At 62.9% G+C, this 18,727-nt stretch carries 14 protein-coding genes and 1 other RNA gene; 8 read left to right on the forward strand and 7 right to left on the reverse strand.

Translation table 11 applies throughout. The features are described from left to right. The first annotated feature begins 34 nt into the window (after positions 1-34). The 4 genes from FHT75_RS02885 (at position 35) to FHT75_RS02900 (ending at position 6,594) form a co-directional block, all read left to right on the forward strand. Entirely contained in the window at positions 35-1,246 is a 1,212-nt protein-coding gene (locus tag FHT75_RS02885; protein ID WP_047610881.1) for an efflux RND transporter periplasmic adaptor subunit, read from the forward strand. Continuing rightward, positions 1,243-4,398 (forward strand): efflux RND transporter permease subunit, encoded by a 3,156-nt coding sequence (locus FHT75_RS02890; RefSeq protein WP_063474609.1) that lies wholly within the window; start codon positions 1,243-1,245, stop codon positions 4,396-4,398. The genes FHT75_RS02885 and FHT75_RS02890 overlap by 4 nt, the downstream gene beginning before the upstream one ends. A 269-nt stretch (positions 4,399-4,667) precedes the next feature. Continuing rightward, a complete protein-coding gene (locus FHT75_RS02895) occupies positions 4,668-5,666 on the forward strand; it encodes a flagellin (protein ID WP_063474610.1) in 999 nt (332 codons plus the stop codon). A gap of 262 nt (positions 5,667-5,928) precedes the next feature. Then, positions 5,929-6,594, forward strand: coding sequence for an OmpA family protein (locus FHT75_RS02900; protein WP_047610874.1), 666 nt, complete (start codon positions 5,929-5,931; stop codon positions 6,592-6,594). A gap of 67 nt (positions 6,595-6,661) precedes the next feature. Here FHT75_RS02900 and FHT75_RS02905 read toward each other — a convergent pair whose 3' ends face one another. Next, positions 6,662-7,069, reverse strand: a complete 408-nt coding sequence (locus tag FHT75_RS02905; protein WP_063474611.1) for a DUF2000 family protein — start codon at positions 7,067-7,069, stop codon at positions 6,662-6,664. A 40-nt stretch (positions 7,070-7,109) separates the two neighbouring features. On the opposite strand from FHT75_RS02905, the gene FHT75_RS02910 reads away from it, so the two are divergent. Beyond that, entirely contained in the window at positions 7,110-8,021 is a 912-nt protein-coding gene (locus FHT75_RS02910) for an AraC family transcriptional regulator (RefSeq protein WP_063474612.1), read from the forward strand. Here the strand turns inward: FHT75_RS02910 and FHT75_RS02915 are convergent. Beyond that, positions 7,981-9,075: an AbrB family transcriptional regulator gene (locus tag FHT75_RS02915; RefSeq protein ID WP_063474613.1), complete on the reverse strand. Its 1,095-nt coding sequence runs from the start codon at positions 9,073-9,075 to the stop codon at positions 7,981-7,983. The two genes, FHT75_RS02910 and FHT75_RS02915, sit on opposite strands and share 41 nt — an antisense overlap. Positions 9,076-9,333: 258 nt before the next feature. Then, positions 9,334-10,236, reverse strand: a complete 903-nt coding sequence (locus tag FHT75_RS02920) for a LysR family transcriptional regulator (protein ID WP_063474614.1) — start codon at positions 10,234-10,236, stop codon at positions 9,334-9,336. Positions 10,237-10,328: 92 nt separating this feature from the next. Between FHT75_RS02920 and FHT75_RS02925 the strand changes: the two genes are divergently transcribed. The 3 genes from FHT75_RS02925 to FHT75_RS02935 all read left to right on the forward strand — a co-directional run bounded on the left by FHT75_RS02925 (position 10,329) and on the right by FHT75_RS02935 (position 16,942). Next, positions 10,329-11,363, forward strand: coding sequence for an aldo/keto reductase (locus tag FHT75_RS02925; RefSeq protein ID WP_063474615.1), 1,035 nt, complete (start codon positions 10,329-10,331; stop codon positions 11,361-11,363). A gap of 264 nt (positions 11,364-11,627) precedes the next feature. Next, a complete protein-coding gene (locus FHT75_RS02930; protein ID WP_047614158.1) occupies positions 11,628-13,040 on the forward strand; it encodes an FAD-binding oxidoreductase in 1,413 nt (470 codons plus the stop codon). Positions 13,041-13,231: 191 nt separating this feature from the next. Next, positions 13,232-16,942: an AsmA-like C-terminal region-containing protein gene (locus FHT75_RS02935; RefSeq protein ID WP_063474616.1), complete on the forward strand. Its 3,711-nt coding sequence runs from the start codon at positions 13,232-13,234 to the stop codon at positions 16,940-16,942. A gap of 95 nt (positions 16,943-17,037) precedes the next feature. Here FHT75_RS02935 and FHT75_RS02940 read toward each other — a convergent pair whose 3' ends face one another. From FHT75_RS02940 to ssrA, 4 genes are all read right to left on the reverse strand, one after another. Then, on the reverse strand, positions 17,038-17,262 hold the full coding sequence (locus FHT75_RS02940; protein ID WP_047610860.1) for a ribbon-helix-helix domain-containing protein: 225 nt from the start codon (positions 17,260-17,262) through the stop codon (positions 17,038-17,040). A gap of 106 nt (positions 17,263-17,368) precedes the next feature. After that, entirely contained in the window at positions 17,369-17,563 is a 195-nt protein-coding gene (locus FHT75_RS02945; RefSeq protein WP_047610858.1) for a DUF4169 family protein, read from the reverse strand. A gap of 50 nt (positions 17,564-17,613) precedes the next feature. Beyond that, positions 17,614-18,129 (reverse strand): SspB family protein, encoded by a 516-nt coding sequence (locus FHT75_RS02950; RefSeq protein ID WP_047610856.1) that lies wholly within the window; start codon positions 18,127-18,129, stop codon positions 17,614-17,616. Positions 18,130-18,257: 128 nt separating this feature from the next. Further along, positions 18,258-18,620: a transfer-messenger RNA gene (ssrA, locus tag FHT75_RS02955) on the reverse strand. Positions 18,621-18,727: the final 107 nt, after the last annotated feature.

The following is an 18,727-nucleotide window of genomic DNA, read 5'->3' on the forward strand; positions in this document are numbered from 1 at the left end:
CCTGGTCCAACCTCGAGTCCCTCTGGAGACGTGAATGGCCTTTTGGAAGCAGTTTATACTGTCGCTCGTCGTCATTATTGCCGGCTTTGCCGCGTGGGTTTTCCTTGTGCCCGGCGCCGGCGATACGATGCGCGATGCAGGTATTCCAGAGAGCATCGTTTCCAAGATCGCGCCGAAGGCCGAGGAGACGGCGGATGCCGATGCTCCCGGCCGGGCGCAAAGTCAGCAGCGCGGTGAGGGACAAGGCCAGGGCCAGAACCGCCGCAATGGCGGCGGGCGCAACAGCGCCATCCTCGTCGCGACGCAAGCCGTCGTCCAGGGCGTCGTCAACGATCGGCTGAATGCCATCGGCACGGGTGACGCGATCCGTTCGGTTGCGGTCACGCCGCAGGCATCGGGCACAATCCGCGAAATCCTCATCAAGTCGGGCGACAGGGTGAAGGCCGGGCAGGTGCTGGCCAAGCTCGACAGCGAAGAGCAGGTGATCGCCCGCGGCCAGGCGGATGTGGCAGTCAAGGCCGCCGTCGAGAAATCCAATCTCTATCACAACATCAAGTCCAGCGTGTCGCGCATGGATGTCTTCGATTCCGAGATCGCCGAGCAGGGCGCGCGGCTGCAGCTGCAGGCTGCCGAGCTCAATCTCGCACGGCGCAATATCACAGCGCCGATCGACGGCATCGTCGGCATCGTGCCGGTCAATATTGGTGACAACGTCACGACGAGCATCCCTATCGTCACCCTCGACGACCGTTCGGAAATCCTCGTCGACTATTGGGTGCCGGAGCGCTTCGCCAATACGGTGTCGGTCGGCCAGCCGGTCGAGGCGATGTCGGTCGCAAGGCCGGGACAGGTGTTTTCCGGTGTCGTCGAAGCCGTCGACAACCGCATCGACGCGGCAAGCCGCACGCTTCGCCTGCGCGCCCGGATCGACAACAGCTCCGATGAGCTGCGTGCCGGCATGTCCTTCAGCGTCAGCATGAAATTTCCCGGCGACAAATATCCGGCCGTCGACCCGGTCGCCGTGCAGTGGGATTCGCAGGGTTCCTTCGTCTGGCAGGTGACCGACGACAAGTCGCATAAGGTGCGTGTCAGCGTCGTGCAGCGCAATCCCGATTTCGTGCTCGTCAAAGCCGACCTTAAGGACGGCGACAAGATCGTAACGCAGGGCCTGCAGCGCGTGCGGGAGGGCGGGGCGGTGCGTATCAGCGCCGATGTCGCATCCACTGCGGAGGTCGCGACCCAATGAGCGTGACCGAGATTCATCAGGACAGGGCCTCGGGCAAGCAGAGCTTCACCGCACTTTTCGTTCGCCGGCCGATCCTGGCGCTGGTGTTCAACACGCTGATGGTCGTAGCCGGCCTTGCGGCTTATGTCGGCGTCGAGGTGCGCGAACTGCCGGATGTCGACCGTCCCGTCGTCACCGTGCGCACCACCTTCGACGGCGCATCGCCGCAGACGATCGACCAGGAACTGACCAAGGTGATCGAGGGGGCGGTTGCGCGCGTCAGCGGCCTGAAGTCGATCTCGTCGACCTCTTCCTTCGGCCAGAGTCGGGTGACGCTGGAATTCTCCGATGCGATCGATCTGGCGGTCGCCGCCAACGACGTGCGCGACGCGATCGGCCGCGTCACCCAGAACCTGCCGGATGAGGCGGATGCGCCGCAGATCGTCAAGGCGGATTCGGATTCCTCGGCGATCATGCGCCTTGCCGTCACCTCCACCAAACTCAACATGGACGACCTGACACAGCTCGTCGAAAACGAGGTGATCGATCGCCTCGCCTCCGTCGATGGCGTTGCCGATGTCGAGGAATATGGCGACCAGGAGAAGGTTTTCCGCGTCGATGTCGACCAGGGCGCGCTGGCCAGCCGCGGGCTGACCATCGGCGACCTGACGAAGGCGCTCGACAATGCGGCCCTCGACGTGCCGGCCGGCTCGCTGAAAAGCAAGACGCAGGATATCGTGGTGCGCGCCACCGCCAATCTGCAGACGCCGGCGGATTTTTCCAACGTCATGCTGCAGGATCGTATTCGGCTCGGTGATGTGGCGACGGTGACGCTTGGGCCGCGCGACGGTGAAACGGCGCTGCGCTCCAACGGCAAGCCGGGCATCGGCCTCGGCATCATTCGCCAGGCGCAGTCGAATACGCTGAACATCTCGACCGGCATCAAGGCCGCTGTCGACCAGCTATCGAAGACGTTGCCCGAGGGCACGAGGATCGCCATAACCAGCGACGACGCCGTCTTCATCCAGGGCGCGATCCACGAGGTGGTGCTGGCGCTGGTGCTCGCCGCCGTCATCGTCACCGCCGTCATCTATCTCTTCCTGCGCGACTGGCGCGCGACGCTGATCCCGGCGGTCAGCATGCCGGTGGCGCTGATCGGCACGCTGGCGGCGATCTATATGGTCGGCTTCTCGATCAACATCCTGACGCTGCTTGCCATCGTGCTGGCGACCGGCCTCGTCGTCGACGATGCGATCGTCGTGCTCGAAAATATCGTGCGCCGGCGCGCCGAAGGCATGGGGCCGCGCGCGGCCGCCGTGCTCGGCACGCGCGAGGTGTTCTTCGCCGTCATCGCCACGACGGCGACGCTGGCGGCGGTGTTCATTCCGCTCTCCTTCCTGCCGGGACAGGTCGGCGGCCTTTTCCGCGAATTCGGCTTCGTACTCGCCTTCTCGGTCGGGCTGTCGTCGATCGTGGCGCTGACGCTGTGTCCGATGCTTGCCTCGCGCATGCTGACCAAGCCGGTTCTCGAGGATCACGGCGCGCTCGGCCGTTTCGGCGGGGCGCTTGCCGATCTCTATAAATGGGCCCTGCACGGCTGCCTCAACGCGCCCTTCGTCGTCATCCTGTTCTCGGTAATCTTTGCAGGCGCGGCGGTCATCGCCTTTTCCACAGTCAAGAGCGAGCTGACGCCCGAAGAGGACCGCTCGATGGTGATGATGCGGCTGACGACGCCGCAGGGATCGAGCCTCGAATATACCCGCGACAAGATGCAGCTCGTCGAGGAATATCTGCAGCCGCTGGTCGACAGCGGCGACATCCGCAACGTCTTCTCGATCTCAGGCCAGGGCGGTTCGCTGAACAGCGGCTTCATGGTGCTGACGCTTGCTCCCTGGGGAGAGCGCCAGAGGACGCAGGCGGAGATCGTCGGCGACATCAACCAGGCGGCATCAAGGGTGCCGGCGCTGCGCGGCAATGCCATCTCCTCCAACAGCCTGCGCATCCGCGGCGCCGGCAGCGGCGTGCAGATGGCGCTGATCGGCAATGATCACGAGGCGCTGACGGCGGCAGCCGCCAAGCTGGTTCAGGCGCTCGAGGCCACCGGCCAATACGATACGCCGCGCCTGACCAACGAGCCGAGCCAGGCGCAGGTATCGGTGGCGATCGACCGCGAGCGTGCCTCCGACCTCGGCATCGACATCACCGGGCTTTCGACGGCGATCCAGTCGCTGCTCGAAGGGCGCTCGGTGGTCGACGTCTTCGTCGACGGCGAATCCTATCCCGTGCTTCTGACCTCGACGACGCGGCCGATCGACGATCCGACCGACCTCGAGAACGTGTTCCTGAAGACCGGCGACGGCAAGATCGTGCCGATGTCGGTCATCGCCACGATGAAGGAAGGTTCGGTTGCGCCGCAGCTCAACCGCGAGCAGCAGCTCGCTTCGGTCGCGATCACGGCCGGCCTCAGGAACGGCATGTCGCTCGGCGATGCGGTCAAGCAGGTCACAGCGCTCGCCGAGCCGCTGTTGCCGGCAGGCTCCCGCCTGTTGCCGCTTGCTGAAGCGGCGACGCTCGAGGAGAATTCGAGCGGCATGGCGCTGACCTTCGGCTTCGCCATCGTCATCATCTTCCTGGTATTGGCCGCGCAGTTCGAAAGCGTGCTGTCCTCGCTGATCATCATGTCGACGGTGCCGCTCGGCCTTGCCTGCGCCGTTTTCGCGCTGGTGATCACCGGCTCCAGCCTCAACATCTACAGCCAGATCGGTCTCGTGCTGCTCGTCGGCGTCATGGCCAAGAACGGCATCCTGATCGTCGAATTCGCCAATCAGCTGCGCGACCGCGGCGAGGACGTGCGGTCCTCGATCGAAAAGGCCTGCGCGCTACGCCTTCGCCCGGTGATGATGACGATGATCGCCACCATCCTCGGCGGCGTGCCGCTGGTTTTTGCCCATGGCGCGGGCGCCGAAGCGCGCGTTGCGCTCGGCTGGGTGATCGTCGGCGGTCTCGGTTTCGCGACGCTGGTGACGCTGTTCATCACGCCGGTCGCCTATCTGCTGCTTGCCCGCTTCGCCAAGCCGCACGCCCATGAGGAAGCGCGCCTGCACGAAGAGATGGCGGTCGCCACACGGTCGCGCACTGCCCCCGATGATGAGCAGCTACAGGCTGCCGAATAAGGCTTCCATCCGATTTTGCAACGCCGCCGTACCTCGTTCGGCGGCGTTTCTTATGGTGTACGAAACCTTGAAAAATAAGATGAATTACTTCTGAAGTTTAGCCGTTTGTTAAGCATAAACGGCAATGATTGCTCCAGACACCGACTGGTCTTCTTCGTTTCTTGAAGGCCGCAGCGCTGAAGCGTCAGCGACCCCGGACATGAGCGTCCGCGCGGCACGGTTCATTTTTGTACAGTTTGCGTCTGTTGAGTTTTTGGAGTCTAGTTCCCGTGAGTATTTATCAGCGCGTTTCCGTGGACGCGGCGCTTCATGTGCTGCGCGATATCAATCGGAACATGGCCGTCACTCAAAATCACATCACGACGGGCATGCGTGTTGCAAAAGCCAGCGACAATGCCGTCTACTGGTCGGTCGCCACAACCGCGCGAACCGATAACAAGGCGATTTCAGCGATCCAGGATGCGCTCGGTATGGCGGCGGCGACGATGGGAACGGCCTATACCGGCGTTCAGGACGTCATCGACGTCGTCTCCGAGATCAAGGCGAAGCTGGTCGCCGCAACGGAAGATGGTGTCGACAAGAACAAGATCAACGAAGAGCTCAAGCAGTTGCAGGAGCAGTTGCGCAGCGTCTCGGAAGCGGCGACCTTCAACAGTGACAACTGGGTGGTCCTCAATAACGATGCGACCCCGACGCAGCCGCGCCAGATCCCGGCTTCCTTCATTCGCAATGCCGACGGCACTGTCTCGGTCGGCATGCTGAGCTACCATATCGATACGACGCCGAGCGGAAGCACGTCCTCCAAGGATGCGCGCTATCTGATCGACGATCGCGCCACCGGTTCGGGTGAATACGGTGTGCTGACGTCGGCCTATTTCGCCACCGAACTCGGCGCCTCGCAGAACTACGTGCTGATGACGAGCAAGAATGGCACCACCACCGGCCAAGTGGTGATCTCGCTTTCGGACACCACGACGAAAGGACAGGTCAGCGAAATGATCAGCGTCGTCGATGCAGCGCTGACGCAGCTGACGACGGTCGGCTCGGCTTTCGGCGCGCTGGAGAAACGCATCAACCTGCAGAACGATTTCGCTGGCAAACTGCACGATAACATCACCGCCGGCATCGGCCGGCTCGTCGATGCCGACATGGAAGAGGAGTCCAGCAAGCTCAAGGCGCAGCAGACGCAGCAGCAACTCGGCCTGCAATCGCTGAACATCGCCAATGCGACTTACGATACGGTCAGGCAGTTGTTCCAGAATTTCTAAGAGTGCGATCCCACTCTCCCTCATTCCGGTGACGAGCACAGGAATGAGGGAGGAGAAGTGGCGGCTCCAACAACGCACTATGCGACGGCCGATGACGGCAATCACAGGCGCGCTACTCGCTAAAACTGGTGATATCCGCGCATTCCCGCAACATGGCTTCTGTTTCGGCGCCTGAAATTCCCCTATCAAGAGAGCATCTTCATTTTCTTGCCGCAATCCTTGCCATTTGCTCGCATCAGTTCGAACGGAGACCGTCCTGTCCATGATCAAGAAATTCATACTTCTGGCTGTTGCAGCAAGTTATCTCAGTGCCTGCACGACGACCGATCCCTATACCGGTGAGCAGAAGGTTTCCAATACGGCCGGCGGCGCTGCGCTTGGCGCCCTCGGCGGTGCCCTCGTCGGTGTGGCTGTTGGCGGCGGCGGCCACGGCAAGCGCAATGCGGCATTGATCGGCGCAGGCGTCGGGGCTCTCGCCGGTGGCGCGATCGGCAATTACATGGACCAACAGGAAGCCGAGCTTCGTGCCCAGCTCGAAGGCACGGGCATTTCGGTGACCCGCAACGGCGACAACATCATCCTCAACATGCCCTCGAACATCACCTTCGACGTCGACCAGGATGCGGTGAAGCCGGGCTTCTATCCGACGCTGAATTCGGTGGCGATCGTACTGCGCAAGTTCAACCGGACGCTGATCGACGTCAACGGCCATACGGATTCGACCGGCAGCCTGCAACACAATCAGGACCTGTCGCAGCGCCGCGCGCTTTCGGTTGCCGATTATCTCGGCGGCCAGGGCATCGACCAGCGCCGCGTCTCCGCCGTCGGTTTCGGCCCGTCGCAGCCCGTCGCCTCCAATGCGAGCGAGGCCGGCCGCGCACAGAACCGCCGCGTCGAAATCCAGATCGCGCCGATCACGCAGGGCTGATCGCACGCTTTCCCAGACAACACGAAGGCCGGGTCATTGCCCGGCCTTTTTCATTCCAATCTTTACGTCAGTGCTGCATCGTCGCGCCCTTGGTGATCTTGTCGACGATCTTCTTTTCGGCGCGCAGCGCGATACCGACCACCTTGGCATCTTCGGGCGCGAATTCGGCGAAGACGGCGCGGTTGGCGGCGTCGTGGCCGGTTGCAAACATTTCCTCGATGAACAGCGAGGCGGTGACATCGCGCTCCAGCGCACGGCGATGGATGGCTGACATCGTCGCCTCCTCGGCGGAGAGCACGATGATCGGTTGGATCGACAGCGGATTATAGAGATTGCCGGCGCGGTCCTTGTAGGGTTCACCGATGATTTCGGGGTGTCCGCCGGCGATGCCTGTCATCAGGAAGGCGGTGACGTTCAGTTTCTGCCAGCCGGCAAGATTGTTTCGCAGGACGACGGCAATTTTGGTATCAAACATCGGATGGTCTTTCACCTCGGGTTAAGGAGTATCGGGCGCGTTGAGCCAGGATTTACATCCGCAGGCCTTCGAAGGTCTTGAACGTTTGTGCGCGGGACCATCCGGCAACGCCATCCTGGCCGCGCCGGCCTTTCCCGGCATCGAGCGCATCGAGGCGCAATTCTCGGGCAATGCCTTCGAGCCGCACCGGCACGACACCTATGCACTCGGGGTCACACTGAAGGGCGTGCAGACCTTCCGCTACCGCGGCGAACAGCGCTTCAGCCTGCCGGGGCAGGTGATCGTGCTGCATCCCGACGAGGAACACGACGGTGGGGCGGGGACGGAGGATGGGTTGCAGTACCGCATGCTTTACCTGGAACCATCGCTGCTTCTCGAATGCCTGGAGGCGGATGGCGCCGGCCTGCCTTTCGTCGACGAACCTGTCATCGGCGATCCGGCGCTGGCGGGTGTGCTGCTCGCGGCGCTCGGCGAACTCGATCGCGAACTGGACGAACTTTTCGTTGACGATTTCCTGTCGCGGGTGACGGGCGGGCTGTCACGGCATGCGCGTATGCCGCGCCGGCCGCTCGGCCTCGTCGCCTGGCGGCAGGCGCGGGCGGCGCGGGATTATCTCGAGGCGCATGCGACCCGGGCGGTGCGTTCAGGCGAGCTGGAAGCGGTGACGGGGCTCGACCGTTTCGCGCTGTCGCGGCATTTCCGGGCGGCCTTCGCCACCAGCCCGCATCGCTACCTCTTAATGCGGCGGCTGCAGCAGGCGCGGGCGATGATCGGCGCAGGCGAGGGGATTTCGGACGCGGCGGCGGCGACCGGCTTTGCCGACCAGAGCCATCTCAATCGCCATTTCAAGAAGGCCTACGGCATGACGCCCGGCCAGTGGGCAGCGCTCGCGCATAATTCCGCGCAGCGTTCTATGCGGGATTTTCCGCAAGGCCGGAACGGCGTGCGATGAAGCGGGCGAGCATCGGCCCGATCATCAGGATCACCAGGAAACGGCCGGTCTGCATCGCCATCACGAAGGGTACGTCGACATCGCTGGAGGCGGCGATAATGGCGACGGAATCGGCGCCGCCAGGGCTGGTGGCGAGATAGGCGGTCAGCGGATCGATGCCGGCAAAGACATGCAGTGCCGCCGCCATGCAGCCGCAGAGCGCCATCAGCAGCACGATGCAGGCCGATACCCTCGGCAGGGCGCGCGCCACATGCTTGAGGATCGAGCGGGTGAAACGCAGGCCGATGCTCCAGCCCACCAGTGCATAGGCGATGGCGAGCAGCCACACCGGCAGCTCGATCTTCAGGAGACCCATGCCCTGCAGCAAGGCACCGAGAAAGAGCGGTGCCATGATCGTGCCGCCCTGGAGGCGCAGGCGCCGGATGCCATAGGCACAAAAGGCGGCAAAAGCCATCGTCGCAGCGAAGGCCGGCCAGTCAATCTCGGGAAAGAGGACAAGCGGCGGCGGCTCGCCGCCGTCGGCCGCCACCCACAGGCGCGAGATCACCGAGGCGCCGACGGCGACGAAGACGACGCGGAGATATTGCATGAAGGCGACGAGGCGGGCATCGGCGCCATAGGCTTCCGACATGATGACCATGGCGGAAGCGCCGCCCGGCGAGGAGCCCCAGACGGCAGTCGTTCCCGGTAGCACCTGCCAGCGCGTCAGCAGCCAGCCGAGGCCGGTGGCGATGGCGATCACCGAGAAAATGAACAGCAGGAAGAGCGGCGCGTCCTTCGCCATGGTGCCGAGAATATCGGCGGTGATGGTGCGCGCCATCATCAGGCCGACGAGGACCTGGCCGAATTGCAACGGCCAGAAGGGCACGCGAAGCTTTCCCTTGCCGACGGTCAGCGCCAGAAGAATGGCCGCAACCATCGGCCCGATCAGCAGCGAGGCGGGCAGAGCGAAGAATTCGAGGAAGATGACGAGAGCTGTGGAAAGCGCCAGCAGCAGCGCCCATTTCGGCAGGCCGGCATCCCGCAGCAGGCGGCTCGCGTCGCTCAATGACATGATCCCCGTGTCTTTTTCTGGCCGGCGCCAAGCCCTGAGGCTGAAGATGGGAGGGGGCTCCGGCATGACGAAGAGAGGCCGGCTGCAAGAGCCGGCTGGCGCGGGTCCGATATAGGCGGGTGGAAGACGAACGGTCAATTGCGAAATCTGGCTTCTCGGCGCCTGGGAATGCGAAATTGATTCATATAGCTTTTGTAAGCTATTGTTTTCATGGAGGTTGACTTCCGAAGCCACTGAGCGGTTTCGGTTGATCTGCCCTCAAAAACGCACGTGGCTGACGAGGAAATCGAGCAGTGCGCGGACCCGTGCCGGCAGCGGCCCACCCTGGCCCATGTAGAGGGCGTAGAATTCCTCGAGATCGCCGGGATTGGCCTCTTCGAGCACCGGCACCAGACGCCCGGCATCGATATCGGCGCGCACGGTGAAGGCGGCGAGGCGGGCAAGGCCGGCGCCTGACAGAGCGAGGTGCCGCATGGCTTCGCCGTCTGTCACCTGCACGCCGGGGGTGATCGGGATGGTTACGGTCTCGCCGTCTTCGTGCAACGGCCAGCCCTCGACGGCGCGGGCGTAGGAAAAGCCGATGCGGCAATGGCGGCGGAGATCGGCGACAGTGCGTGGTTCGCCATGACGCGAGAGATAATCCGCCGATGCGACGATGATCTTGCCGGTGGCGCCGAGCTTTCGGGCGATCAGCCTGGAATTCTTCAGGGGGCCGGCGCGGATCGCGACATCGGCGCGCTCCTCCATCAGGTCGACTATTCTGTCGGTATGGGAAATATCCAGCGTCACGGCCGGATGAAGCGCCATGAAGGCGGGCACCAGCGGCGCCAGCACATGATTGCCGAAGGAGCCGCTGGTGTTGATGCGGATGCGGCCCGAAGCCTGCTCGCCTGTCGAGGCCTGACGTTCGGCCTCGGCGATATCGGCAAGGATGGCAATGCTGCGCTCGTAGAAGGCGCAGCCTTCCGGCGTCAGCTGCAGCTTGCGGGTCGAGCGGTTGATAAGGCGGGCGCCGAGGCGCGTCTCCAGCCGGGCGACGAGCTTACTGACGGCCGACGGTGTCATGCGCCGGGCCGTGGCGGCCGCGGAAAAATCGCCGCGCTCGACGACACTGACGAAGACTTCCATTTCGCCGGAGCGGTTGATGTCCTGACGGCTCATGATGAAATCAATTCACAGATGATTTTCTTTCAGGCAATCTATATCACAAGCTGGCCAAGGTCTATCTCAGAGGAAATACAGGAGACAGATCGATGGATTACAGAAATCTCGGTGCATCCGGCCTCAGGGTGCCGGTGTTGAGCTTCGGCGCAGGCACATTCGGCGGCAACGGTCCGCTGTTCGGCGCCTGGGGCAATACCGATGCGGAAGAGGCGCGACGGCTCGTCGACATCTGCCTCGAAGCCGGCGTCAATCTCTTCGACACGGCCGACGTCTATTCGGCCGGCGCTTCCGAAGAGGTGCTCGGCCAGGCGATCCGTGGCCGGCGCGACGCGGTGCTGATCTCGACGAAGACGGCGCTGCCGATGGGCGAGGGGCCGCAGGACTGGGGAACGTCGCGGGCGCGGCTGATCCGCGCGACCGAGGATGCGCTGCGCCGGCTCGGGACCGACTATATCGATCTCTTGCAGCTTCACGCCTTCGATGCCTCGACGCCGGTCGAGGAGGTGCTGTCGGCGCTCGACGGCCTCGTCGCCGCAGGCAAGATCCGCTATGTCGGCGTTTCCAATTTTGCCGGTTGGGAGCTGATGAAGTCGCTTGCTGCCGCCGAGCGCTATGGCTATCCGCGTTATGTCGCCCATCAGGTCTATTATTCGCTGGCTGGGCGCGATTACGAATGGGAACTGATGCCGCTTGGCGCCGACCAGGGTGTGGGGGCTCTCGTCTGGAGCCCGCTTGCCTGGGGACGGTTGACCGGCAAGATCCGCCGCGGACAGCCGCTACCCAAGGCAAGCCGGCTGCACGAGACGGCGCAATACGGCCCGCCGGTCGATGATGAGAAGCTGTTCGACATCGTCGAGGTGCTGGACGCCATCGCGGCGGAGACCGGCCGGACGGTGCCGCAGATCGCCATCAACTGGCTGCTCGGCCGGCCGACGGTATCGAGCGTCATCATCGGCGCCCGCAATGAGGAGCAGCTCCGGCAGAACCTCGGCGCGGTCGGCTGGAGCCTGTCGAAAGACCAGATCGAAAGGCTCGACGCCGTCAGCACTGTCACTGCGCCCTATCCCTATTTCCCCTATCGGCGGCAGGAGGGTTTTGCGCGGCTCAATCCGCCGCTCGTCTGAGGTGTCGGAAGGCGAACTTGGCTATAACAGCCGGCCTATAACAAAAGGGGAATGAAATCTTCTGCCAATCTTAACTGGACAGCCGCTTTGACTTGCCGCATACCCAGCCTGCTGCATAATTCCTTAAATCGGAATCGAATTAAGGATGAAATTATGCAGCAATTTTAAAGTCCTACAGCGTCCTTTGCGCGTCTGAAATGACCGCGGCGCTGTAGCCTGCGAGACATGATAGGGTTTCTGCGGAATAGCAGGGAGATCAAAGGAATGGCGCTGAAGGACGCGAAGGCCGGCACACGCAACGAGGCGGGCATAGCTGCCGTGCTCGGCATTCTCAAACAGAGCTTCGGCGAGCGCTTCCAGACCGGCCAGTCGTTCCGCGAGCAGCATGCCCACACGACCACCTATATCCCGTCGCAACTGCCGGACGGGGTGCTCTTTGCGGAGAGCGCCGAGGATGTGAAGGCGGCGGTCAGGGCGTGTGCGACCCACAAGGTGCCGGTGATCGGCTTCGGCGTCGGCACCTCTCTGGAGGGGCAGGTCAACGCCGCCAATGGCGGCATTTCGATCGATTTCAGCCGCATGAACCGGGTGCTCGAGGTCAATCCCGAAGATCTCGACTGCACCGTCGAGCCGGGTGTGACGCGCGAGGCGCTGAACATCCACCTTCGCGATACCGGCCTGTTCTTCCCGATCGATCCCGGCGCCAACGCCTCGATCGGCGGCATGGCCTCGACGCGGGCTTCCGGCACTAATGCCGTGCGCTATGGGACGATGAAGGACAATGTCCTTGCCGTCACCGCGGTCACCGCCAGTGGCGAGGAAATCCGCACGGCCCGGCGCGCCCGCAAATCTTCCGCCGGCTACGACCTGACGCGGCTCTTCGTCGGCGCCGAGGGCACGCTCGGCATCCTGACCTCGGTGACGCTGCGCCTGCAGGCGATCCCGCAGAAGATCGCCGGCGGAGCCTGTGCCTTCCCGAGCATCAAGGCTGCCTGCGATGCCGTCATCATGACGATCCAGATGGGCATTCCGGTGGCGCGCATCGAGTTGCTCGATACGGTGCAGATGCGGGCCTGCAACGCCTATTCCAAGCTCTCCTATGCCGAGAGCCCGACGCTGTTCCTCGAATTCCACGGCACCGACGAGACGGTGCCGCTGCAATCGGCGGCCTTTGCCGAGATCGCGGCGGAATGCGGTGGCGGCGAATTCCTGTGGACCGCCAATGCCGAGGAGCGGACGAAGCTCTGGAAAGCGCGCCACGACGCCTATTGGGCTGCAAGGGCCCTGGCGCCCGGGCTTGCCGCACTTTCGACCGATGTTTGTGTTCCGATATCGAAGCTCGCCGATTGTGTTTCCGAAACGCAGGCGGATATCGAGGAACACGGGCTGCTGGGGCCGATCGTCGGCCATGCCGGCGATGGCAACTTCCATGTGCTGCTGCTGTTTGACGACAGTAGTGCCGAGGACATCGCCAGGGCCGAGAGCTTCGTGCAGCGGCTTAACCGGCGAGCGCTCGACATGGATGGGACATGCACCGGTGAACACGGGATCGGGCAAGGCAAAATGGCGTTTCTGGAACAGGAGCTCGGAGGCGCGGTGGATCTGATGCGACAGGTGAAACAGGCGCTCGATCCGGACGATATCTTCAATCCCGGCAAGATTTTCCACCATGGCTGAAAACGGAATATTCTCATGAAGTTGGGCCTTGCCCCCGGCATGAACGGCGCTAGAGCATTTCCGTTTTTTTCCAAGCTGCGGAAATGCTCTATCTTTTTGTTTTTCCGCAACTCCGGACGCAAAACCGCTGTGCACTTGTGCTGGAATTGCTCTAGTGTCGGCAACAGAATCCCGAATGGAGACTCCTTGCATTGGTAGGCCGGTTCCTCGTCTTTCTGGGGGGAGTGATCGTCGTAGTGCTGTTTGTGGCGCTGCTTGCGCCACTGTTCATCGACTGGACGGATTTCCGCAAGAATTTCGAGGATCAGGCAAGCCGCATCATCGGCAAGAAAGTCACCGTCTACGGCACGGTGGACGCGCGCCTGCTGCCGTTTCCGTCGGTCACGCTGCACGACGTGCGCGTTGGCCAGGAAGTGGACGGCACGCCGATCGTCAAGGTCGAGCAGTTCTCCATGGATGCGGAACTCGCGCCTTTCCTGTCGGGCGAGGCGCTGATCTTCGACATGCGTGTCGTCAATCCGAAGGTGCGCCTGAGATTGCTCAAGGATGGCACGCTCGACTGGATGCGCGGCAGCCGCGCTGAAATACCGGCAAAGACCGTCGTTCTCGAAAATGTGCATGTCAGCGGCGGTGAAGTCGAGTTCGTCGACGACCAGTCGGGCCGCTCGCGCCGCATCACCGGCCTCAATGCGGAAATGTCGGCGAAGTCGCTGGCCGGACCCTGGCGCATCGAAGGCGATGCGGCACTCGACGGCGAGCACGGCAGTTTCTCGATCTCGAGCAGCCAGCCGGATGAGAAGGGCGTGCTGCGCATGCGCACGAAGCTTTCGCCGGACAAGCACCCCGTCAGCGTCGATCTTGACGGCGAGCTAAAGCTCGTCGACAGCAAGCCGAATTATCAAGGCCAGCTTTCGGCGGCGATCGAGACCCGCAACAGCGCCAGGCCGGCCGACAAGAATGAGCAGCCGCCGCGCGTCAAGGGCCGCTTCGAGCTGACCAACGAACGCATCCGCATTCCCGAATACCGGATGGAGATCGGCCCGACGGACGATCCCTATGTCATAACTGGCGAGGCGACGCTCGATACCGGCAATGCGCCGGAATTCCTGTTGACCGCCGACGGCCAGCAGATTGACGTCAACCGTATCGGCAATCAGGGCGCGGCCGGCAAGACGACGCGGGATGCGGCGGTTTCGGCGCGCCAGCGGCTGAATTCGCTGATCGATATCGTCGGGCAGGTGCCAATCCCGCAGGTGCCGGGCAAGGCGAGCGTCAAGCTGCCGGCCATCGTCGCCGGCGATACGACGCTGCGTGACGTGCAGCTGGAGCTGGAGCCGGCCGGAACAGGCTGGATGATCGACAGCGCCACCGGCACGTTGCCGGGGCGCACGCAGGTGGAAGGCAAGGGCAAGCTCCAGCTTCAGGGCGAAGCCTCCTTCAACGGCCAGATCGTGGTGGCTTCGAGCCAGCCGACGGGACTTGCCTCCTGGCTTGCCGGCTCGGTCGATCCGGCCATCCGGCAATTACGGCAGGCGGGCTTTTCCGCCAATGTCAGCCTGACGCATGAATTGCAGCGTTTCGAAAATCTCGAGATCGCCATCGGACCGGCGACGCTGAAGGGTCGACTGGAGCGCCAGGCGATTTCCGGCCAGACGCCGACGCTGTCTGTGGCATTGAATGGCGATACGCTCGATCTCGACGCGCTGCAGGCGCTGAGCGGGCTGATGACCGGTCAAGACGCCGGCGACAACGTGCTCGACCACAAGATCGCCGCCCAGCTCAAGGCGGACAAGTTCACCGCCTTCGGCGTCAATGCCGAGAATGTCGAGACCACCTTCACGATTGCCGATGGGGAGCTTGCCGTCGACCGGCTGTCGATCAAGAATATCGCAGGCGCCGAGCTGACGGCGACGGGCAGGGCGGAAGGTTCGCTGCTCGATTACAAGGGCGCGGGTGAGATTACCTTCAAATCCGCCGATCCCGGCGGCTTCTTCACTATGCTGCGCGAGCATCTGCCGCATCACCCGGTACTCGACCGGTTGGTGCGCAATGCCGGCTGGTACGGCAATACCGCGCTTCGCGGGGCGCTGACGCTCGGCGGCGACGAGGGCGACGCGCTGACGGTGACGCTTGCCGGCGTCTCGAACGGCAGCCGCGTCAATCTCGATTACCGCATGTCCGACCTCTTGGCGCTGACCGGCAACGGCACGACGAGCCTGGAGGCGACCCTCGAAAACGCCGTGCCGTCCATCCTGTTCGGCCAGGCCGGGCTCGACCCGCTGCCGGTCGATGTCGGCGCCAACGGCCGCCTGACGCTGAAGGTGAAGGCATCGGGCAACGATCCCGCCGATGCGGCGCTGACCTTTGCGACCGACCGGACCTCGTTCACCGCCAACGGCAAGGTCGATGTCCGGCCGGAAACCTTCATGAACGGCCGGATCGCCCTTTCGCTCGACAGCGCCGATATCGACCCATATCTGATCATGAACGGCATCGCCCTGCCGCAGACTGGGACGGGGCTGCCGTTCGGCCTGCAGGTCAATGCCGCCGTCGACAGCGACAAGATCGTCTTTTCCGATCTCAAGGGTCATGCGGCCGACAACGAATTTTCAGGCGGGCTGAGCTTCGACCGGAAGGCTACGAAGACGACGGCGAGCGGCGGGCTGACGCTTTCGAAGGCCGATGCCGGCTGGCTCGGCGAGGCAGTGTTCGGCCAGATCGTCGATCCGGCCAACGGTCAGCTGACGACGGCGCCGCTGGGACTGCCCATCTTCAAGGATCTCGACGTCAACGTGAAGCTGACGGCCAAGGAGTTCTGGCCCGGCCTGCCGGAAACTGCGGTGTCCGACTTTACCAGCAACGTCGCCTACAAGGGCGATGAGCTGCAGCTCAACGACATGGCCGGCAACTGGGACGGCGGAAAACTCTCCGGCAACCTGCTCTTCACCAATGCCAACGGCACCGGTTTCCTGCAGACGAAGCTTGCGCTTGCCGATTCCGATCTTTCCGGCATCGTCTGGCTGCGCGATGGCGCGCCGATCGCCAACGGCAAGTTCGGTTTGTCGCTGTCGATGGAGGCCTCGGGCAAGACGATCGGCGAGATCGCCAGCTCGCTCAATGGTTCGGGCGAATTGAGGCTCGGCGATACCAGCATACGCGGGCTGAACCTCGCCATCCTTCCGCCGCTGCTTGCCGCAACCGACACGATGCAGGAGCAGATCAATGCCGGGAAGGTGCATCCGATCGTCGAGACTTTGCTCAGCAACGGCGAGGCGAAGCTGCCGCCGCTCGGTATTCCCTTCAACATCACCGACGGCACGCTGAGGGTGCAGAATGTCACCGTCGCCAACGATCTCGCCCGCATCACCGCCGATGCGCAGATCGCGCTGCCGGAGGAACGGATCAGCGCGACGCTGGCTGTTGGCCTTAATCCCGGCACGGAAGCGCTTTCCGGCGCCGAGCCGGCGCTCAGGCTGAATTTTTCCGGCATGCTGCCATCGCCCGGCAAGACGATGGATGTGACCGATATCACCAGCTATCTGTCGCTGCGTGCCTTTGAGCGCGAGCGCCGGCGGGTCGAGCGGCTGCAGGCGATCGTGCTCGAAAAGCAGCGGCTGCGCCGCGAGGTGGCGCTCTACCGGTTCAACGACGCGGAGCGAGTCCGGGCAGCCGAGATCGAGCAACAACGTCGGGCGGAAGAAGAGCGGCTGCGCGCATTGGCGCAGGCGGCAGCGGTACAGAAGGCGGCTGCCGAGGCGGAGGCCGCGCGTGTGGCGGAAGCCAAAGCCAAGGCGGATGCGCAAGCAAGGGCCGCTGCCGAGGCGGAAGCGGCGCGCCGTAGCGGGCAGGCGCAGCCCGGTCCGCTCAATTTCGACCAGCTGCCGGGCGTTCAGGCGCAGTGACGGCGGATAGAATTTGATTCATGCAACGCGCCTCAGCTCTTTGTTTTCATTGATGTCGCCGTCACAAAGCGCCATGCGATCTTAAGCAATATGTATCAGGTCCGGCGGTCGCCGCCGGCCTTCGCCCAGGCGAGCACGTGGAGCCGCAGCGCCGAGGACAGGTTGCTGTCGGCAGGACGGTGGTCGTCGATCTCGGAGATCAGCGCGGCAAGCGGCATCGAGCGGCATGCGGCGATGGTCTTCAGCTCGGCCCAGAATTCATCCTCCAGCGAGAAACTGGTGCGATGGCCGTGCAATGTTGCCGAATGCTTGCGGATCATGAAGGCTGTTTCGCGTTTCGATCGGGTTCGAAGATCGATTCAAGGCGGCCGTGCAAGTGGTTGATTGCGGAATCCATTCCGGCTCTTCAAGCCGTCGGTGAAAGCGTCACGCGCCGTCGTCATCCGTTTCGATACGGCCGTCGCGATGGGCCTTGTCGGCCTTGTCGTTCAAGCTGCGGGTCAGCTGCTTTTCGACCTTGGTGCGGCCGAAGGAAATGCGGTTCTGCTCAGCCTGCTTTTCCTTTTCGGAGCGGGCCTGCTTCTTGCGGAACTGGCGCAGATTGATGATTTCGGCGCTCATGCGGTTGCCTGAATTCCCTATGAAAAAGGGAGGCTTGGCCTCCCTTCAAATCACTGCTTCTTGCGGAAGGAGTCGAGCGAGACGACGGAGCCCGGCTTCTTCTCTTCGCCGTCGGCAGGTTTCGCGCCCGCCGCGTCATCGGGCTTTGCAGCCGCATCGACAGGATAAGCGGTGATCTCGCCTGATGGCAGCTCCTCGCCATCGGCCAGCGGCACGTCGAATTCGAGTTCGAAATTGACAGAGGGATCGTAGAAGCCGCGGATCGCATTGAACGGGATGACCAGCTTTTCCGGAACGTCTGAGAAGGAAAGGCCGATCTCGAAATGCGTCTCGGTGATCTTCAGGTCCCAGAACTGGTGCTGGATGACGATGGTCATCTGCTCGGGATATTTCGACTTCAGGTGCTGGGAGATGCGTACGCCGGCGGCACCCGTGAGGAAGGTGATGAAGAAGTGATGGTCGCCAGGCAGACGGCCGGTCGCGCCGACTTCCGCCAAAACCTTGCGGATGACGCCGCGAAGTGCATCCTGTGCCAGAATGTCGTAGCGGATATGATCCTGCCCCATGCTTTTCCTGTCTTTCGTCGGTTCGGAAGTCTTTTCACAAGGTTATATGCCACGTCCGGGCGCCTTGGGAAAGACCGGAGCCGAGTCACGTTTTGAAGCAGCATACATGATTTCGGCGGCAGGGAGAAGGTGAAGGCTTCTGTTGCCAGGTGCCTTCGGACCCCGCCTAGAGGTGCGAACCACTAGGACTTTGATTGAAGTGTCACACCGCGATTAAGCAGCGAGACGAGCTTCCGCATAGTTGTCGTTTGCAACTACAATTTTAGCCCGATAACGGCGGTACAATGCCGAGCAAAAAGACGATCTTTACACCCTTGTCGATCCTGTTTCGCCCCCATCAAAAGCCGGCCTTCGAGGCCGCCGGTTTTTGGTGGAGGCGCCGGGTACCGCCCCCGGGTCCAATAGGTTTATTACACCGCTCATTTATCGCCATAGCCGACCCGAAAGCCGGCAAGGGTGATATAGTGGTTTCCTCAGCCCAAGGAAAGGGCAAACGTCATAAAAGCGTTATGCAGCCCATCAGAAACATTGGGAAAATGCCCGGTGGCGATTGGTTTCCCGCCGCTGAGGGCTTAAATTGGGGCAAACGGAATCAGCG

It is taken from the genome of Rhizobium sp. BK112 (assembly GCF_014193215.1).
GTDB lineage: Bacteria > Pseudomonadota > Alphaproteobacteria > Rhizobiales > Rhizobiaceae > Rhizobium > Rhizobium anhuiense.